13 protein-coding genes and 1 pseudogene are annotated in these 18528 nt (G+C 60.5%); 11 read left to right on the top strand and 3 right to left on the bottom strand.

The window, feature by feature from the left end; genetic code table 11:
• Positions 1-10 precede the first annotated feature (10 nt).
• The 6 genes from nthA (at position 11) to BG57_RS12575 (ending at position 6443) form a co-directional block, all read left to right on the top strand.
• Entirely contained in the window at positions 11-634 is a 624-nt protein-coding gene (gene nthA, locus BG57_RS12600) for a nitrile hydratase subunit alpha (protein WP_035963444.1), read from the top strand.
• Between the two features lie 10 nt (positions 635-644).
• Positions 645-980 (top strand): nitrile hydratase accessory protein, encoded by a 336-nt coding sequence (locus BG57_RS12595; RefSeq protein ID WP_035963442.1) that lies wholly within the window; start codon positions 645-647, stop codon positions 978-980.
• A 28-nt stretch (positions 981-1008) separates the two neighbouring features.
• The gene (locus BG57_RS12590; RefSeq protein ID WP_052005766.1) at positions 1009-1218 is read left to right on the top strand and encodes a CbtB domain-containing protein; all 210 of its coding nucleotides are present in this window, start codon (positions 1009-1011) and stop codon (positions 1216-1218) included.
• A 13-nt stretch (positions 1219-1231) separates the two neighbouring features.
• Positions 1232-2017: a CbtA family protein gene (locus BG57_RS12585; protein ID WP_035963440.1), complete on the top strand. Its 786-nt coding sequence runs from the start codon at positions 1232-1234 to the stop codon at positions 2015-2017.
• Positions 2014-3036, top strand: a complete 1023-nt coding sequence (locus tag BG57_RS12580; RefSeq protein ID WP_035963438.1) for a GlxA family transcriptional regulator — start codon at positions 2014-2016, stop codon at positions 3034-3036. The genes BG57_RS12585 and BG57_RS12580 overlap by 4 nt, the downstream gene beginning before the upstream one ends.
• A 206-nt stretch (positions 3037-3242) precedes the next feature.
• A complete protein-coding gene (locus tag BG57_RS12575; RefSeq protein WP_035963436.1) occupies positions 3243-6443 on the top strand; it encodes a bifunctional diguanylate cyclase/phosphodiesterase in 3201 nt (1066 codons plus the stop codon).
• A 333-nt stretch (positions 6444-6776) separates the two neighbouring features.
• Here BG57_RS12575 and BG57_RS12570 read toward each other — a convergent pair whose 3' ends face one another.
• Positions 6777-7487, bottom strand: a complete 711-nt coding sequence (locus BG57_RS12570; protein ID WP_035963433.1) for an SDR family NAD(P)-dependent oxidoreductase — start codon at positions 7485-7487, stop codon at positions 6777-6779.
• A 155-nt stretch (positions 7488-7642) separates the two neighbouring features.
• Positions 7643-8107 (bottom strand): RidA family protein, encoded by a 465-nt coding sequence (locus BG57_RS31550; protein ID WP_075583127.1) that lies wholly within the window; start codon positions 8105-8107, stop codon positions 7643-7645.
• A gap of 156 nt (positions 8108-8263) precedes the next feature.
• On the opposite strand from BG57_RS31550, the gene BG57_RS12560 reads away from it, so the two are divergent.
• Both BG57_RS12560 and BG57_RS33760 read left to right on the top strand, forming a co-directional pair.
• On the top strand, positions 8264-9193 hold the full coding sequence (locus tag BG57_RS12560) for a LysR family transcriptional regulator (RefSeq protein ID WP_035963430.1): 930 nt from the start codon (positions 8264-8266) through the stop codon (positions 9191-9193).
• Between the two features lie 251 nt (positions 9194-9444).
• A pseudogene (locus BG57_RS33760) lies at positions 9445-9555 on the top strand (alpha/beta hydrolase); the annotation flags it as partial.
• 13 nt (positions 9556-9568) lie between these two features.
• Here BG57_RS33760 and BG57_RS12555 read toward each other — a convergent pair.
• The gene (locus tag BG57_RS12555) at positions 9569-10306 is read right to left on the bottom strand and encodes a response regulator transcription factor (protein ID WP_308743678.1); all 738 of its coding nucleotides are present in this window, start codon (positions 10304-10306) and stop codon (positions 9569-9571) included.
• A gap of 470 nt (positions 10307-10776) precedes the next feature.
• On the opposite strand from BG57_RS12555, the gene BG57_RS12550 reads away from it, so the two are divergent.
• The 3 genes from BG57_RS12550 to BG57_RS12540 all read left to right on the top strand — a co-directional run bounded on the left by BG57_RS12550 (position 10777) and on the right by BG57_RS12540 (position 18430).
• Entirely contained in the window at positions 10777-11454 is a 678-nt protein-coding gene (locus BG57_RS12550) for a type 1 glutamine amidotransferase domain-containing protein (RefSeq protein ID WP_035963429.1), read from the top strand.
• A 41-nt stretch (positions 11455-11495) separates the two neighbouring features.
• Entirely contained in the window at positions 11496-12335 is an 840-nt protein-coding gene (locus BG57_RS12545; RefSeq protein ID WP_035963428.1) for an enoyl-CoA hydratase/isomerase family protein, read from the top strand.
• Positions 12336-12475: 140 nt separating this feature from the next.
• Complete coding sequence (locus BG57_RS12540) at positions 12476-18430, top strand: AAA family ATPase (protein WP_035963426.1); 5955 nt, start codon at positions 12476-12478, stop codon at positions 18428-18430.
• Positions 18431-18528 lie beyond the last annotated feature (98 nt).

Here is an 18528-nt window from a genome sequence, read left to right as displayed (position 1 = left end):
GAGCGAACCCATGAGCGAACTCTTCGAATTTTCCGACGACCGCGAAGCATCGAGCGCCGCCAGAGTGCGGGCGCTGGAAGCCTTGCTGATCGAAAAAGGCGTGATTGCCACCGACTCCGTCGATGTCGTGCTCAAACACTTCGAGACGATGGCCGGCCCGTTCAACGGCGCGAAGATCGTCGCGCGCGCATGGGTCGATCCGGACTACGCGAGGCGTCTTGTCGAGGACACGCCGAAGGCAATTGCCGAACTCTCGCTTCCGCTCGGCATGACGGGCGCGGAAGGCGAGCATATGGCCGCGGTCGCGAACGATGCGAACGTGCATAACCTGATCATCTGCACGCTGTGTTCGTGTTATCCGTGGCCGGTGCTCGGATTGCCGCCCTATTGGTACAAGGACCCTGTATTTCGCGCGCGCGGGGTGCGCGAACCGCGCGCCGTCTTGCAGGAATTCGGCGTACAGGTGCCCGCCACGAAGGAGGTGAAGGTTTGGGACAGCAGCGCGCAGATTCGCTGGTTCGTGGTGCCCGAGCGTCCCGCAAACACGGAGCATCTGAGTGAGGAAGAACTCGCCGCGCTCGTTACGCCCGAGTCGATGATGGGCGTTGCACTCGTCGAAGCGCCCGCGGGCTAAGGAGCGTGCCATGTTCACGCGTTTCGAAGAATACGCTGCCGCGTCGATGCTCGGCGCACCGGATTCGCCGCCGCGTCTCGACGGCAAACTGCTTTTCACCACTCGCTGGGAGCGCGATGTGTTCGGCCTCGCACTCTCGCTATCGAAGGCGGGCTGCTTCGAGTGGGAGGATTTTCGCCAGAGCCTGATCGCGTCCATCGCGAAGTGGGAAGCAATCGAATGCGCGAATCAGCCGCGCTGGGACTACTACGAACGTTTTCTCGAAGCGCTGCTGAACGTGGTCGAGACGAGCGGCGTGCTGTCGCGCCGAGAGATCGAAGCTATCGTCGCGGCGCGCAGCCGCTAACCTTTTCTGACTCTTCCGGAGGTACTTCATGAATCAAGCTGTCTTGCATTCTAATGACACGTTCGAACCGATTCCGCTGCGCGAACTGCTGCCGTGGATGATCTTTGGCGAATTGCTGATGTTGCTGACGCTTTATTTCGTCGGCGCGGAGCAGGGTGCTACCGCGATCTTTCAGGGCACCGCCATTCACGAGTTCGTGCACGACGGACGCCATCTGCTGGGCTTCCCCTGCCACTGACGAGGAGACGACGATGGTCGGCAAACTGTTGATGCGCGGCATGCTCGTGGGCCTCATCGCGGGACTGCTGGCGTTCTGCTTCGCGCGCGTGGCGGGCGAGCCGCAGGTCGAACGCGCGATCGCTTTCGAGGTCCGTGAAGCCCACGAGCACGCTCACGCCGGCGATGCACCGGAGTCTCAAATCGTCAGTCGTGAAACGCAAGCGGGCGTGGGCTTGCTGACCGGCGTACTCGCGTACGGCGCTGCATTCGGTGGCCTCTTTGCGTTGTGCTTTGCTTATGCGTGGGGACGGGCGGGGAGCATGGGCGCGCGGCCGCTTGCGGCATGGCTTGCGCTCGCGGCTTTCACCGCCTTGGTGGTGCAGCCGGCGCTAAAATATCCGGCGAATCCGCCTTCGGTGGGCGCCCCGGAAACCATCGGCGTTCGCACCGCGCTTTATTTTTTCTGCATGGGGATTTCCGTCGCCATTACACTGCTGTCGATAGCTTTGCGCCAACTCCTCTCGCGCAAGTGGGGCGATGCAAACGCGACGCTCGCCGGTCTGCTCGCTTTCATGGTCATGACTGCTGCGATGCTCGCGCTGTTGCCGGCTATCGACGAAGTGCCCGCCGAGTTTCCCGCCTCGTTGCTGTGGCAGTTCCGGGTGGCGTCGATCGGCATGCAGGCGATTATCTGGACGGTCATCGGCGCCGCGTTCGGTGTGGCGGCAGAACGCATGACGCTGCCCGGCGCGGCGCGCGCGCGTCGAGGCATGCCCATGAGCAAGCCTGTTCTCAGAGGATCCGGATATCCGCGATGAAACGCATCAAGGTCGGAATGCTCGTCTTTCCTGGATTTCAACTGCTCGACATCGCCGGGCCGAAGGATGCGTTCGCCGAAGTCAAGGTGCTGAGTTCAGGCGAGTGCGAGTACGAAATGATGATGGTCGGCACGACGCGCGGCACCGTCCAGTCGTCGAGCGGCCTGACGACCGTGCCGGACCGTACCATCTTCGATCCGTGCCCGGAGTTCGACACCATCATCGTGCCGGGCGGGCTCGGCATCTTCGACGCCTTCGACGACCCGGCGCTGAGCACCTGGCTGCGCGCGCAGCATCGGCAGTGCCGCCGCGTGTCCGCTATCTGCAACGGGTTGTTCGCCCTCGGCTCGGCGGGGCTGCTCGACAACAAACTCGTGACGACTCACTGGATGGATGTGCCCCGGCTCGCCAGCACTTTTCCGAAGGCGCGCATCGAGCCGGATCATATCTTCGTTCGCGACGGCAGCATCTACACGACGGCCGGTGTCACGGCGGGCATCGACCTGTCGCTCGCGATGATCGAAGACGATTTCGGCCGGCAAATGGCGCTCGATGTCGCGAAATATTTGATCGTCTATCTGCGGCGCTCGGGCGGGCAGTCCCAGTTCAGTCCACTGCTGGAAACGCAGGCTTCGCCTGGTTCGCAGACTATCGAGGTCCAGCAATTCATGTTGGATAACCTGCATGTGGATCATACGGTAGCGTCGCTCGCGGAACGCGTGCATATGAGCGCGCGCAATCTCTCGCGCATCTTCGCCAAGGATTGCGGCATCACGCCGATGACTTATCTCGCCAATGCGCGTATCGATGCCGCGCGGCGCTACCTGGAAGCCACGGACTTGCCGCTAAGAGTCATCGCACACCGATGCGGCTTCGAGGACACCGACAAATTTCGGCGCACGTTCCTGCGCCGTCTGCAGATTAGTCCGGTCGATTATCGCAACCGGTTCAGATCGATGAACAAGCAAGAGTCGCTTAGTGCTGTTCATGAGTCTCGCCATCCCGAGATGGTGCGCTGAGACTGACTTTATGGCACTAAACGCGTGCATGGCCATGCACTTCTTCGGGGCTAATCGGCGCACTAAGATTTTAATTAAAGGTTAATTTTGGCGAGCCGTAAGAGGCGTAATAGATAGGTGGGCGAACATGATCGTGGGTGGCCATTCGCTGCCCTGTACGCGCCCGCCTGCATGACTTTTCTCGCACGTCTCCAAACGTCTCGCCCATGAAACGGAATCCTTTCTTCAAGCTGCTCGCGCGTTTGCGCGTGGGGCACAAGTTGTTGCTCATCTACCTGCTCGATCTCAGCGCGGTGATCTACATCAGCGGGATTCTGATTCACGAAAAGTATCTGGCGATTGATTTTTCGAACAAGGAGATCGTTGGCAACGCGTATGTTCACGAGGTGGAACATAGCATCACGTCCATCGCAATGGCGGGCGCGGGCAAACCGCCGACGCCGGCGCAACTCGATGCGGAGGTCGACAGGCTCATCCTTGCCGAGCAGCAATACGGCGCGCAGATGGGAAGCGCAGAGCCCAGCAACGCGCTGCGAACCGCTTTGCAGACGATGGCGCTCGAACGCGAACTCAGGATCGCGTCGACGGACCGGGCGCTGACCGCCTCTCGTGATCTGATAACGCGCATCGGTAATCAGTCGAACCTGATTCTCGACCCGGATCTCGACAGCTACTACGCGATGTCGCTCTCGATCTTGCGCTATCCCGCACTGCTGACTGCGGTGAACGGCATCGGCCGCCATCTGCACGACGGCGTTCACGTGCGCTCGCGAGAGGAAGTGCGTTCCCGCTATCTGGTCTTGGAAGGGCAGCTCGACGGCGTCATGCAGGGTTTGCGGTCGGACTACGCCGAGGCCGGCGCGGCCAATCGTCAATTCGAGCGCACGCTCACCCCGTCGTTCGATCGTATGCGCACTGCCGTCGAGGCATTCAGGCATGCGGCGCGCGTGGTGGTGGAGGACAACGTGGCGCCGGATGCAGCGGTGCTGATGACCGTCGACAGCGCGCAGCAAGCGCTCGTTCAAAGCGTAGACGACCTCTGGCGCGATACCGGCGAGCAGCTCGACGGCCTGCTGCATGCGCGCGTGCAAGCCCTGTTTTCGCGCATGTGGCTGCATTTGGGCACGGCGCTTTTTCTGCTGTGCGCCATCCTGACACTGGTCTATTGCGTCGCGCAGCAGATTTCGTCGCCGCTACGCAAACTCGCGCGCGTAATGGATGTGGTGCGCCGTACCGGCGACCACACGAAGCGCGCCGACTGGGACAGTCAGGACGAGATCGGCCAACTCGTGCGCGGCTTCAACGAAATGCTTGCGCAGCTGGACCGCGAACGCGTCGTGCAGAAGGAACTGGCGGCGACCGCCCGTGCGTCAGCCGCGCAATCAGCGCTCGTCGAAGCCACGCCCGTGCCGATGGTCGTCACCGCTATTCCCGGCCACGAGGTATTGCACGCCAATGCTCCGGGACTCTTCTGGCTCAATGGAAGCAGCACCGATCCGTGGGCCCAGGGCCTCGACTCCGCCACCCGCGCGCGCTTCTTTCAGCAACTTTCCGACCGCGAAGCCATCGACGAATTCGAAGTTCACTGGAAAGCCACCTCTCAGCCGAGCTGGGCGATGCTGTCGGCGCGCCGTCTCGCCTTCCAGGGACGCGACGCCATTCTCACCGCCTTCACACCGATCAATCAGATCAAGCTCATGGAGCAGCGGCTGGAACTGTGGGGCAAGGTGTTCGAGGCATCGTCCGAGGCGATCGTCATTCTGAACGCAGAGGCGCGTCTGCTCACTGCGAATCCTTCATTCTTTCGCGCGACTGGTTATCGGATCGACGACGTGGCGGGCAAGCCGCCGGCCTTCATCGACTCGCAGGCGCAGGACGACGAAAACGGCCCGCTGGGTAACCTCTTGCAACGCGTCGGGCGCAGCAGCACGTGGCACGGCGAGGCGCAGATAAGCCGCCGCGAGGGCGGTGACTATCCGGCGTGGCTCATGATCAGCGCAGTACACGACAAGCGCGGCACCGTATCGCATTACATCTGCACGCTTATCGACATCACGGACCGCAAGAAGAGCGAAGCGCGCATTCAGTTTCTCGCGCAGCACGACGTGCTCACCGAATTGCCCAACCGTGCGCTCTTTGCCGCGAAACTCGGGGTCGCCATTGCAGCAGCGCAGCGAACGCGGCAGCGCGTTGCGGTGCTGTTCATCGATCTCGACCGTTTCAAGAACATCAACGATTCGCTCGGACATCACATCGGTGACGGCTTGTTGCGATCCGTGTCGCGACGCCTGCTCAATGCGGTCGGCACCGACGACACCGTGAGCCGCCTGGGCGGAGACGAGTTCACGGTACTGCTCAACGGAGTCGGTCACGCGAGCGAAGTGGCGCGCAGCATCGAACAGCGGCTACTCCCGCTGCTTCGCGAAGCGCATGAAGTGAGCGGGTTGACACTCCAGGTTGCGAGCAGCATCGGCGTCGCACTGTACCCGGATGATGGCGAAGACATCGATACGTTGATGCAGAACGCCGACGCCGCGATGTATCAGGCCAAGTCTGCCGGCCGAAACCAGGTCAAGTTTTTCTCGGCCGACATGGCCGAACAGGCGCGTCATCGGCTCACGCTGGAAACGTGTTTGCGGACGGCTATTGAGTTCAGCGAGTTGCGGCTCGAGTGGCAGCCATGCCTCGAAGCGCGGTCCGGTGCGCTCGCGAGCGTCGAAGGACTGCTGCGCTGGAAGAGCGCGGTACTGGGTGAAATCGGTCCGGCGGTGTTTATCCCGGTGGCGGAGGACACGCGCCTCATCGTTTCCATTGGCGCGTGGGTGATCGAGGAAGCGTGCCGGCAGCTTGCCGCCTGGCGCGACGAAGCGGGCCTCGAAATACGCGCGTCCGTCAACATTTCGGCGATCCAGCTACGCGAGCCGGAGCTCGTTGCGGCGCTTGCCAAGAGTCTGCTCGCGCATGGCGTACCGCCACATTGCCTGGAACTCGAAATCACCGAGACGGTTCTCATGGATGGCGCCGAACACTACGCCCAAGCGATTCACGCGATTCGCGGGCTAGGCGTCAAGCTCTCGCTCGACGACTTTGGCACCGGCTACTCGAGTCTCAGCTATCTGAACCGGATTCCGCTCGACCGTCTGAAGATCGACCGCGCGTTTGTGCGAGACATGCTCGACGCGTCCGCTGATCTTGCCATCGTCAAGGCGATCGTCGATCTTGGGCATGAGCTTGGTTTGCGTGTGGTGGCCGAAGGTGTGGAAACCGGCCATCAAGCGCAGGTATTGCGCAAGATCGGCTGCGATGAGTTGCAGGGCTTCCTGTTCGCACCGGCTATCCCAGCCGAAGAACTCGTGCTGTGGAACAGGGCGCGGCAAGACGAAGCGCTCGATGCTTCGCCGGCTTGAGGCGATCCCATCGCCACATGCGAGTTCCGACTAGCCATTCACCAAGGCCGGCGCCGTGGAGCGGTCGAACCCGGCTGGAATGACGAGCGAGTCGATGGGTGTCGGCTGCAACGCGTGTGGCGTTGGGTCGGGGCAGCGGGCTTGGAAGTCACAGTTGAGCGGGTGCTCGCTGGCTCGGGATCGTCATTGAATACAGTCTAGCCACGGCGGCATGGTTGGAGAATCGCCGTCCGACGGCAGGCATTCTTCCGCAACTCGGTGCGAACGCCCATTGCTCGCCGGACGGTGCGCGCTCCACAACAACAGTTCGCGGGCGGCTTGCTTCGTTAGCTCCTAATGGCCCGCGCTTTGTCCGCCATCGACGTGCAGGATTTCGCCCGTGACGAATGACGCATCGTCGAGGAACAAGACGGCGTCGACGACGTCGCGCATTTCACCCATATGTCCGACCGGATGAAGCGCATTGAGCGCCGCATGCGTTTCCTCCGGATGCATCGGCGATTTGATGATGCCCGGCGATACCGCGTTGGCACGAATCCCGCGTTTCGCATATTCGATCGCCAGCGACCGCGTTGCAGCAGCGATGCCACCCTTGCTCAGCGAAGCCAGCACAGACGGTACGCCGCTAATTGGATGATCGACGAGACTCGTCGTGATGCTGACAACATGCCCGCTGCCCTGTTTTTCCATTTGCGCGACCGCACGCTGCGTGATGTTGAAGAAGCCGGATACGTTCACGCCTATGACCGCCGCATAGTCCTCTTCTTCATAAGCCGTGAAAGGCTTGGCGATGAAAATGCCCGCGTTGTTCACCAGCGTATCGACGCGACCGAAGCGCTCGACCGCCTGCGAGATCACCCGCTGCGCGGTTGCAGCGTCGCTGATGTCTCCCGCTACGGTGACAACATTGGGATCGTCGGACGGTTGGATGGACCTCGCGGTCGCGACGACGCGGTAGTCGCGAGCGCGAAGGGCTTTGACAATTTCCGCTCCAATGCCTTGCGAAGCACCTGTGACGACAACAACCTTCGTTTGCTGATTCATTTCGATTGCTCCAGTTCGTGGTTCATTGATTGACTGTCGGAAGCGCACGTGCGCGGCGTTCCGGTTGACATCAATGTAGGCGTTCCAGTGCCGCATTCGAAGGCACGGCGCATATCAACAGTTTTGCGCCGGTGTCACAAATGCGGCCCACGCCTTTAGGCCGGGAGAACCTGTGCAATCACCACGAGCACGACTGCAGCGTTGGCGGGCAGTTGCGAATGCGAAAAGGCAGACCTGGCGTGCCCCGCCTTGTCTCCGAGTACGGCGGCAAAGAGGTCAGACGCACCATCCAGCACCGCGGGCTGACCGTGGAAGCCATCGGCGGAACTTACATGACCTTCGACGCGTACGATGTGACTCAAGCGATCGAAGCCGCCAAGATGCCGCTCGATCTGTGCAAGGACGTTGAGGGCGGTCAGTTGGGCGGCGCGTCGGCCGTCTTCCACTGTGAGCTGCTCGCCGACGCGGCCGGTGTATGCCATCTTGCCGTCGGCAAGTGGGACTTGCCCGGAAATGAAAAGCAAGTCGCCGGCTTCGCTTACGGCGCGATAGCTTCCGAGTGGTTGGGGCGGTTCCGGCAAAGCGAGGCCGAGGCCGGCCAGTTTCTGTGCGACAGACATACGCTTCTCCTTCGGGGTTAATGAGCACAGCGTGTCACTTACCTTACTTCACGACATACTTACCGTAGTTGACCCACACGCAAATCTCAATTAACCCGATGCAGTCTTGACCAATGCAACAATCACATTTCTTGCGGCTAGTGCCGAACTTAGACTATGCAACGAAGATTTGATGACCTTCTGCTAGGCAGTATCGAGTTGTTCTGTCTTGCGGCGGAAGCCGGCAGCTTCACGCTCGCGGCCAACGCGGCAAGCGTCACGCCCGCTGCAGTGAGCCGCTCCGTTTCGCGGCTGGAAGAACGACTGGGCGTACGACTGTTTGTCCGAACCACGCGCCAAATCAGGCTTACCGATTCAGGCCGACGTTACTACGAGCAATGTCGAGATGCCTTATCTCAACTGGTGGAGGCGGAACGTGAAGCGACAGGGCAGCAGCGCACTCCGGCCGGCGTACTGCGAATCAGCGTACCCACACCGTACGGGCACTATCGGCTGCTGCCTTTGCTGCCTGCTTTTCGCGAGCGTTATCCGGATGTTCGCATCGAAGCGCATTTGAGCAACCGGAACATCGACTTCGCCGATGAGGGATTCGACCTCGCGATCCGGGGCCGCGCTCCGGATGACTCCAGCCTCATCGCGCGCAAGCTGGAAGATGCCGAACTGGTCGTGGTCGCATCGCCCTCATACTTGCGCCGTGCGGGAGTGCCGAAGTCTATCGACGACCTTGCGTCGCACGAATGCATTCAGTTTGAGATGCCGAGCAGCGGCCGGGACCTTTCGTGGGCATTTAACGACGGAGCACGTGAAGTCGAGTCGATCACGCGCGGGACGTACCGCACATCTGGGGATGCCCTCTCCGGGGTTACGCTCGTGCGCAGCGGGGCAGGATTGTTTCAGACCTATCGCTTCGTCGTCGACGAGGACCTTCGGGCCGGGCGGCTCGTGGAGGTACTTAAAGATCGCGGCGGCGCGTCCCGTCCGTTCGTCCTGCTGTATCCCCATGCACGCTATCTGTCTCTGCGCGTGAAGGTGTTTGTCGATTTCATAGTTGAGAAACTGCGCCGCGAGGGCGCCGTCACATCCTGAATGAGTTGGAGCGGGCGGAGCGATTGCGCTGCATACGATCGTATGAGTGCGCGCACTAATGTGTTGTCCTACACTTCTCCTGCTGACGAAAACGCTGCGCCCTGCATCCGACAGAGTCCTCGCCATGACCGATGATATCCATCCGCAACGCCGCCGTGTATCCGGTGGCTTTCCTTCGGGGATATGGCAGCACTCGTTTCCAATCGCCGAATGCGGCGCGCAATGGACAACATAGACACCGTCGCATTGTGTTCATCGGCAAGTACGTGCATCGGAACATCAGCGGAGGTATCGGCCACAGCTTGCCGCAGGAAGCCCCCGGGGCCTTCGCAAATGCCGTGCGCCGGGCAGTGAGTCTGTGACTCGCGAGTCGCTTCAAGATGTACGTGGCGCGCGCCGCAGGCGTTCGACACTACGCACGACGCGCAAGCCGGCCGCATCGTCGTTGCGTGCAGCGTTAAGCACGGATCCGAGGCGAGCTGGTACTGACCGGGCGGAAGTTTCATGGAGCGACTCTGCTTTCCGGACAAGATCGGGCAAGCTCCGCGCGGCCATCTTCTTCATTACCTGTCCGCGATGGATCTTTACGGTGACCTCGCTGAGATTCATTTCGTAAGCGATCTGCTTATTCAGCAAGCCCGCGACTACATACTTCATCACTTCCTTCTCGCGCACCGTCAGCGATCCGTACGCGGCAAAAACGCCGGCCTGCGCCTGTTCGCCTGCCAGGCGTTGCGCATCACCCTTCAGGGCGTGCGCGATCGCATCAAGCATGTTTTGATCACGAAACGGCTTTTGAAAAAAATCCAGCGCCCCGGCTTTCATTGCAGTGACCGTCATTTCAACGTCAGCGTATGCGGTCATGAAAATGATTGGTATGTGCAGGCCCAGTTGCGCCATGTCTTCCTGGAAACCAAGGCCGCTTTCGCCCTGCAGACGCACATCAAGCACGAGACAACTTGGCACATCGTCCTTAGGCCAAGCAAGAAAAGCGGTGGGCGATTCGAAGGTCTGGACGCGCAGCCCGACGGACCGCACGAGGCTCTGAAGAGTAAAACGAATCGATTCGTCATCGTCGATGACATAGACGATGGACGTCTCGCTCTCTGGCATTCTGCGGTCCAAGTTCGTATCGAAACGAGGGCTCATCATTTCTCCACTCAGGGTGATTAACGAACATCGCAACACTACGTTCCGATCATTTCTTTGTGCGAACGTCAGACGATAGAAGAACCGGTTCAAGGCGGTCGCATTTGCTTGCTGAACGTAGCGGGGGTCGTGAAGCGGTGAGCGGTCGCAAGCGAGTACTGTTTTGGTGCTCCGCCTAGCGGCGCCGCGACAAAAACGATCTTACTGATACTGCTGAATTGCCGTCTAACTTTAGCAGATATTTGCAGGGCCAATTCGCGAGTTTTCACAGATGACCCAATTCCCGATCAGACGCGTCGACGACTCGATCCAGCGATGTCATTAAGACCTAATACGTTGGTATAGAGCGGCCCTCCGGTCCGCAATTGTGAACGTATATTGGTGTAACCACGGCATCACGTGGCAAGACAAATCTCATTGGCCTCGGTGCGACCATGAAGATACTGATGGTAATGACATCGCATGACGAACTCGGCGACACGGGTAGGAAGACTGGCTTCTGGCTTGAGGAATTTGCTGCGCCGTACTACACCTTTCTCGATGCGGGAATCGAGGTTACGGTGTGCTCTCCCAAAGGCGGACAGCCGCCCATCGATCCGAAAAGCGATACGCCTGAAGGCAAGACGGACCTGACCGAGCGCTTCAAGCGTGATGTTGCCGCGCAGCACGTGCTTGCCAACACGACCGTACTGGCGGACATCGATCCGGACAAGTACGACGCTGTTTTCTATCCCGGTGGTCACGGGCCCTTGTGGGACCTTGCTGAGGATCCGATCTCTGTCGCGCTGATCGAGCGCTTTTATAACGCGGGCAAACCGGTGGCGTTCGTGTGCCATTCGCCCGGTGTGTTGCGCCACGTCAGATTCGATGGCGAGCCACTGGTTAAAGGAAGGCGCGTCTCGGGCTTCACGAACTCGGAGGAAGAGGCGGTGCAACTCACGCATGTCGTACCGTTCCTCGTCGAAGATGAACTGAAACGTCTAGGCGGCCGCTTTGAAAAAGTCGCTGACTGGCAAGCGCTGTCGATCATCGACGGCCGTCTCATCACGGGCCAGAATCCAGCGTCCTCGCAAGCGGTAGCGCGAGATCTGTTAGACGTGCTGCACAGATAGCCCGAGTGACCGAATCGGATATTCACTTCCCGGAGAGCGACATGAATCAAGAGAGCGCCGATGCGCAGATCAAGGTAGAACGTCGCAGCGCTTCATATTGGCGAGTAGTCTTCGATCGTCCACCATTCAACATTTTCGGGCCGGATACGATGCCACAACTGGGCGCGGTGGTGACGGCACTCGAAAACGACCCCCATCTGAAGGTGGTGGTTTTCGACAGCGCTGTGCCTGACTTCTTCCTCACCCATTACGACTTCGTCCCTCCGCTCGAAGTGACGGTGAATCTGCCGCCCGGCCCGACAGGCATGCCGCCGCTGCCGGACATGCTGGCGCGCATCGGGCGTGCTTCTGTCATCTCGATTGCGAAAATTCGCGGGCGTGCGTCGGGCGTCGGCAGTGAGCTGGCGCTTGCGAGCGATATGCGCTTCGCCAGCAACGAGCATGCGTTGCTGTCGCAATGGGAAATCGGCGCCGCGCTCGTGCCGGGAGGTGGTCCAATGACGCGTCTATCGCGGTTGATCGGACGGGGCCGCGCACTCGAAGTGTTGACGAGCGGAAACGACGTCGATGGTCCACTCGCTGAACGCTACGGGTATGTCAACCGCTCGCTGCCCGACGGCGAACTCGACGCATTTGTCGACGGTCTTGCGACGCGCATCAGTTTATTCGATAAGCAATCGCTCGGTGCCATCAAGCAGCTTGTCAACGCACAGACGCTGCCGCCAGACTCTGCGGTTGCGCCGGAGTGGGATGCGTTCATTGCGTCGGTCGGACGGCCGGCCGCGCAAGAAAAGATCGGCCAGTTGATGAAACTGGGCCTGCAGAAGGAGTACGACGTCGAAGCGCGACTCGGGCACTATACAGGCACACTCTGGCGTTAGTTGCTGCGCGGGGCAGGGCTTTGAGGTTGGTAGCGCTTCCCATGCTAGCCTGTGTCCGGTTTAGTGAGCGATGTGACCCGCACAAGAGTACAGGTGTGCATCGCGCTTGCCGGATATCAGCGAGATGAGGAGCGCCTCGAATGGATCTGACTGGCTTTTCGCTAGAGCCGCTGCATGACGATGGTGACATGCTGCTTTGCCGCGCGCGCAAACCCGGCGCTCCGGGCTCCGTGCTAGCGCTTGTGGCTGCGAAGCCAGCGTCGCACAGCATCAGTCGGCTCGAACGCGAGTACGGCCTTGCATCGTTGCTCGATCCGGAGTGGGCTGCACAGCCGCTGGCACTCGACCTCAGCCATGTGCCGCCCGTGCTCATTCTCGACGACAGTGGCGGTGCGCCGTTGAGTCGCTTGCTCAATCGACCTTTAGCGCTTCCGCGGTTCCTGCGCATCGCCGCGAGCCTCGCACAAGCAATCGCGCGGGCGCACGCACGCGGCATCTTGCACAAAGACATCAAGCCCGCGAACGTGCTGGTCGATGCGAGCGACAACGTGCGTCTTACCGGTTTCGGGATTGCGGCTATGTCGCGGATTGAGCGTGATGCGGCCGTATCTTCCACGCTGATTCGGGGCACCCTGATGTACATGGCACCCGAACAGACTGGCCGTATGAACCGGCCTCCCGATGAACGAAGCGATCTATATTCGTTCGGCGTGGTCTGCTATGAGATGCTTACGGGCACGCCGCCATTCTCCGCGTCCGACCCTATCGAATGGATTCATTGTCATGTCGCTCGCCGTCCGGTGCCGCCGTCGGAGCGCGTGCAAGACTTGCCGTTAGTTGTCGAGCACATCGTAGAAAAGTTGCTGGCAAAGAACCCGGAGGACCGCTATCAGACAGCAACAGGGGTGCACGTCGATCTGCTACGTTGCCTATCGGAGTGGGAGACTCAGCATGCGATCGCACCGTTCGCGCTCGGCACGCGTGACGCATCGTACCGGATACGAATTCCAGAGAAACTTCATGGCCGGGATGCGCAGATCGACCAGCTCATCGGGACGTTCGACCAGGTAGCGACTCAGGGCGATACTCAAATCGTTTTCTTGTCGGGCTATGCAGGCGTCGGCAAGTCCTCGATGGTGAGCCATTTGCAGAGCGCGCTCGCGGGCGCACGCCCCGTGTTTGCATCTGGCAAGTTCGATCAGTACCGCGCCGACACGCCCTACGTGCCGCTCGTGCAAGCGTTTCAGTCGCTTGTGCGCAACCTGCTCGTTAGCGGCGACAGGGAACTCGAACAATGGCAGCACGCGCTGACGGAGGCGCTTGCGCCCAACGGCCGGCTGATGCTTGATCTCGTCCCCGAATTGGCGCTGATCATCGGGGAGCAGCCCGCGGTTCCGGACTTGTCACCGGACGATGCGCGCAACCGCCTGTATATCGCGTTTCGACGCTTCCTGGGCGTATTCGCGCAGCCTGGGCATCCTCTCGTGTTGTTCGTCGACGATCTGCAATGGCACGACGCTGCCACGCTCGATTTCTTCGTGCATTTGGCCACGCACCGCGACGTTCGGAACATGCTGCTGATTGGCGCTTATCGGGACAACGAGGCGGGTTCGCAAGTCCGGCTCGCAACGATGATCGATGACATCCGCAAAGCTGGCTCGAAACCGCATCTGTTAGAGCTGTTGCCGTTGAGCATGACAAGTGCTGCGGAGTTCGTTGGCGATTTGCTGCGCTGTCCGGCCGCAACGGCTGCGCCGCTTGCCGAGCTTGTCCACGAGAAGACGGGCGGCAACCCTTTTTACCTGGTTCAGTTTCTCACCGCGCTTGCCGACGACGGTCTCATCGTGTTCGATCATCAGGCCGGCATTTGGACATGGAGCCTGCCGCGAATTCGCGATAGAGAATTGACCGACAACGTCGCCGATCTGATGGCGGCCAAACTATACCGCTTGCCGCATGCCACGCGGGAGGTTCTAAGTCAGCTCGCCATACTGGGCAATATCGCGAACCTGGACGCGTTGGCACGGACACGTGATGAGCCAAGGGCATCCGTGGATATGAAGCTCTGGGATGCTGTGAATGCGGGCCTGCTGCACCGCGTCGGGGACGCGTTCATGTTCGCGCACGATCGCGTCCAGGAAGCCGCGTATGCGCTGATTCCGGAGGCAGACCGACCTGCGGCGCATTTACAGCTCGGCCGGGCCCTCGCATCCGAGGCACCGGCTGATGCGGCGGATCCGGCCATTTTCGATATCGTCAACCACCTGAATCGTGGTGCGTCGCTTATGACGGATGAAGCGGAGCGCCAGCACACTGTTGCCTTGAACTTCGCGGCAGGACGGCGGGCAATGAACTCCGCTGCTTTTGCGTCGGCGCGTAACTATCTCTCTAACGGCGTAGCTCTGATTGCCGAGAATGCCTGGTCGCGCGACTACGATGGCACCTTTGATCTGTATCTGGCGTTCGCCGAATGCCAGTTCGTTATGGCTGATTTTGCCGACGCGGATGCGTTGTTCGACACGATCCTGGGCCGCGCGCGTTCCAATCTGTATCGCGCACGGGTTCATGCCTTGCGCATGGAGCTGTACCAGGTTGCGGGGCGATACGATGAGAGCTTTGACGTGGCGCGCGAGGCGTTGCGCGAATTCGGCGTGCTGCTGCCGTCCGACGACGAAGGCGCCGCGCTGCAATTCGAGGCGGAGCTGCGTGACGTTGCTGCCAACCTGGCGGGACGCGCCATCGATCGGCTTGTCGATGCACCGGTCGCATCGGATGATGCGGCCCGAACCATCGTGGATCTTTTGGTCGAATCGATGCCTTGCGCTTTCATCGCCCGTCCGGCGTTCTATCCGCTCGTTACGCTGAAGGCGGTCAACCTGTCTCTACGTGCAGGTAACACCGACAAATCAAGCTTCGCGTACGGTAACTACGCGTTGATTTTGGTGTCGCGCATCGGTGACATCGTCTCGGCCGTGCAGTTCTCCGAGATGTCGTTGCGTCTCAATGAGAGATTCGACAATCGACGGTTCCAGGGCAAGCTGCTGCATTTGCACGGCAATCACATCAACTTTTGGCGGCGTCATTTATCGACCGACCTGGCGATTCTCGAGCGCGCTAGTGCCGCATGCCTCGATGTCGGCGACCTTGCCTTTGCCGGCTATCTAGCCTTCACCACCGTGTGGCAGACGATCGAGAAAGGCGCGCCGCTCGCCGACGTTCAACGCACTGCCCAAACGCACGCAGCATTTGCGCAGCAAAGCCACAACGATGCGGTCTACGAGACAATTCGCCTGCAACAGGGCTTCGTCGCCGCGTTGCAAGGCCACTCGGGTCATGCGCTCGATGACGATGCGTCGTTAGCAGTGGTCATGCGGGCGAATTTCGGCTGCGGCATCGCGTTCTGCCACATCATGCGAATGATCCACGCCTTCATGGATGGACGTTATCGTGCAGCCCTCGGGGCCGCACGCGAAGCGCAGTCGACGCTAAATGCCGTGATGGCGCTTCCAATCGAGCCTACGTTCCATTTCTTTCATGCATTGACGCTCGTCGCGCTCGATGCCTCGGAAAACGAAAACCAGCAAGCAGAATCGCGCCGCGTCGTTCATGCCGTATGTGACAAATTCGAGTTGTGGGCGAAGCATTGCCCCGCAAACTTTCAGCATCGGCATGCGCTTCTTCGCGCGGAAGTCGCGCGCGTCGAAGGCCGCGATTCGGAAGCGATGCTACTTTATGAAGAAGCGGTGCGCCTGGCCCGTGAGCACGGCTTTATCCACCTGCAGGGGCTCTCGCACGAGTTGGCCGGGCGCTTCTACGCAGAGCGTGGGCTCGGGACGATTGCGGATAGCTATATGCTGAACGCTCGCGCCTGCTACGAACGCTGGGGTGCAACCGGCAAGGTCGATCAACTGGTGCGGCGTTACACGGCCCTCCAACAGGACGCATTCAAATCCGACGGCGCCATCTCGACATCGAGTGAGCAGCTCGACCTTGCCACGGTCGTCAGCGTGTCGCGGTCGCTTTTTAGCGGCCTCGATATGAACGAACTTATACACACGCTGATGAGGCTCGCACTCGAACATGCGGGCGGAAGCCGTTGCGTGCTGATACTGAAACGCCCCAAGGGATTGGTTGTGGAAGCGGAAGCCGCGACGTGCGCTGACGGCGTGAACGTGCGGCTTCCGAAAATCCGTTTCGAGGAGGCGGATCTGCCCGAATCAGTGCTGCGCTATGTGATCCGTGCGTCCGACAGCCTCTTGCTCGACGATGCGTCCGCGGTCACGCCGTATTCCCTCGACGACTATATCCGGCGCCACGGGTCGCGATCCATCTTATGCCTCCCGCTGATCAAACAAGCGAGGCTGGTCGGCGTGCTGTACCTGGAGAACAACCTTGCGTCGAACGCGTTCACGCCGGCACGCACGGCGATGCTCCGATTGCTTGCTACGCAAGCGGCGATGTCGTTGGAAAGCGCGCGGCTCTATGCCGATCTTCAGAATGCCGAAGCGCTGCTTGCAGAAGCGCAGCGGCTGAGTAGCACGGGCAGTTTTGACTGGCACGTGCGAAGCGGCGAGCTTTTTTGGTCGAGAGAGAGCTTTCGGATCTTCGAGTACGATGGCACGACCACGCCGACCATTGCATTGATGCTTGCGCGCGTACACCCGGAGGACGCGGCCTATATGCGGCTTGTGCTCGACCGGGCGACCCGCGACCGGGAGCCACTCGATGTCGAGTGTCGGCTATTGCTGCCGGACGGCTCTGTGCGGCATCTTCAACTCATCGCGCGTGTGGTGGTCGATGCTGACGCGGGGATGCGCGTAGTCGGCGCGCTGAAGGACATTACGACGCGCAAGCGCGCGCATGCTGCGCTCGCGCGCAGCGAACATCGATATCGCACGCTGTTCTTCGATATGCCAGTTGGGCTATGGCAGGTTGATGCCCAACCGCTCATGACGTTGCTGGCGGAACTGCGGGCGGAGGGCGTGTACGACGTGTCCCGTTACATCGACGAACATCCTGGCTGGCTCGATAGCGCAATGGAGCTGCTGCGTGTGGATGAGGTCAATATTCACGCCGCGCAGATGTTCGGCGCACGCGATAGGACTGTGTTGCTCGGGCCCCTGCGTTGGCTATGGCGTGAGCGGCCGGACACCTTTCGGCGCGTCCTCGAAAGCCGATACGGCGGCGCATCGCTGTTTCAGGAACAAACCAAGCTTCCTACGCTCGACGGACGGATCATCGATGTACTGCTGACAGTTGCACATCCCGGTGGCGCCGAAGAATCAGGTATGGTGTTGATCAGTCTTGTCGATCTGACAGAGCGCATTCGTGCTGAGGAACTGCTGCAGCAACTGCAAGCGGAATTCGCCCACGCGGCCCGCGTTTCCATGCTCGGGGAACTGACGGCATCCATCGCGCACGAGCTGAAGCAGCCGCTGGCGGCTATTAGAATGAACAGCTCGCTCGGCAACCGATGGCTAGACCGGTCTGAACCGGACATCGCGGAAGCCCGGCTTGTCAATCAGCACATTACGGTCGATGCGCAGCGCGCCGTCGAGATCGTCGATCGCATTCACGCAATGGCGACGCGGCGTGAATTGAAGCGGGTCGCAGCCCCGCTCGATCCGCTCGTCGATGAGGCGCTGCTTTTCCTGCATCACGAGTTGCATAAGCGGGGCATCGCCATCGTGCGCAAACGCGCGGCTGGTGTGCCGGTGGTAATTGTGGACAGGGTGCAGTTGCAGCAGGTTGTCGTAAATCTCGTCGTCAACGCGATGCAGGCAATGGAGGCCGCAGCGGTCACGGGCGGCCAGATTACTGTCGCGACGCATGCTCTCGATACTTCGTCGGTCACGTGCTCCGTTGAGGACGGCGGGCCGGGCATCGACCTGGGAAACGTCAAGCGCGTTTTCGAGAGCTTCTACACGACGAAGGCGGGCGGCATGGGCATGGGACTCGCCATTTCGCGTTCGATCATCGAAATGCACGGTGGAACGATTGCCGCTGACAACGCGTCTGCGCATGGGGGCGCACGCTTTTTCTTCACACTTCCGCTTGCTGCGTCGTCGGCAGAAGTGAACGAGGGTGCTGTCTAGCGGGGTTCCTTTCGTACGCGGAAGTCATACGTATGGATAGCATCCCAATACCTCGCGACAATTGAAGCACAGCAAAAAAATGCCTGTAATAGAGCCTG

Origin of the sequence: Caballeronia grimmiae (assembly GCF_000698555.1) — a bacterium.
In the GTDB taxonomy this organism is placed as follows: domain Bacteria; phylum Pseudomonadota; class Gammaproteobacteria; order Burkholderiales; family Burkholderiaceae; genus Caballeronia; species Caballeronia grimmiae.
The sequence above is the reverse complement of the archived record's forward strand: the minus strand, read 5'-3'. Positions and strand labels throughout refer to the sequence as shown.

Bases quoted from the DNA above. Each gene is read 5' to 3' on its own strand.
- BG57_RS12595 (WP_035963442.1), top strand. From the start codon at position 645: ATGTTCACGCGTTTCGAAGAATACGCTGCCGCGTCGATGCTCGGCGCA.
- BG57_RS12540 (WP_035963426.1), top strand. From the start codon at position 12,476: ATGGATCTGACTGGCTTTTCGCTAGAGCCGCTGCATGACGATGGTGAC.
- BG57_RS12560 (WP_035963430.1), top strand. From the start codon at position 8,264: ATGCAACGAAGATTTGATGACCTTCTGCTAGGCAGTATCGAGTTGTTC.
- BG57_RS12570 (WP_035963433.1), bottom strand. From the start codon at position 7,487: ATGAATCAGCAAACGAAGGTTGTTGTCGTCACAGGTGCTTCGCAAGGC.
- BG57_RS12545 (WP_035963428.1), top strand. From the start codon at position 11,496: ATGAATCAAGAGAGCGCCGATGCGCAGATCAAGGTAGAACGTCGCAGC.
- BG57_RS31550 (WP_075583127.1), bottom strand. From the start codon at position 8,107: ATGTCTGTCGCACAGAAACTGGCCGGCCTCGGCCTCGCTTTGCCGGAA.
- BG57_RS12580 (WP_035963438.1), top strand. From the start codon at position 2,014: ATGAAACGCATCAAGGTCGGAATGCTCGTCTTTCCTGGATTTCAACTG.
- BG57_RS12585 (WP_035963440.1), top strand. From the start codon at position 1,232: ATGGTCGGCAAACTGTTGATGCGCGGCATGCTCGTGGGCCTCATCGCG.
- BG57_RS12555 (WP_308743678.1), bottom strand. From the start codon at position 10,306: ATGCCAGAGAGCGAGACGTCCATCGTCTATGTCATCGACGATGACGAA.
- nthA (WP_035963444.1), top strand. From the start codon at position 11: ATGAGCGAACTCTTCGAATTTTCCGACGACCGCGAAGCATCGAGCGCC.
- BG57_RS12575 (WP_035963436.1), top strand. From the start codon at position 3,243: ATGAAACGGAATCCTTTCTTCAAGCTGCTCGCGCGTTTGCGCGTGGGG.
- BG57_RS12590 (WP_052005766.1), top strand. From the start codon at position 1,009: ATGAATCAAGCTGTCTTGCATTCTAATGACACGTTCGAACCGATTCCG.
- BG57_RS12550 (WP_035963429.1), top strand. From the start codon at position 10,777: ATGAAGATACTGATGGTAATGACATCGCATGACGAACTCGGCGACACG.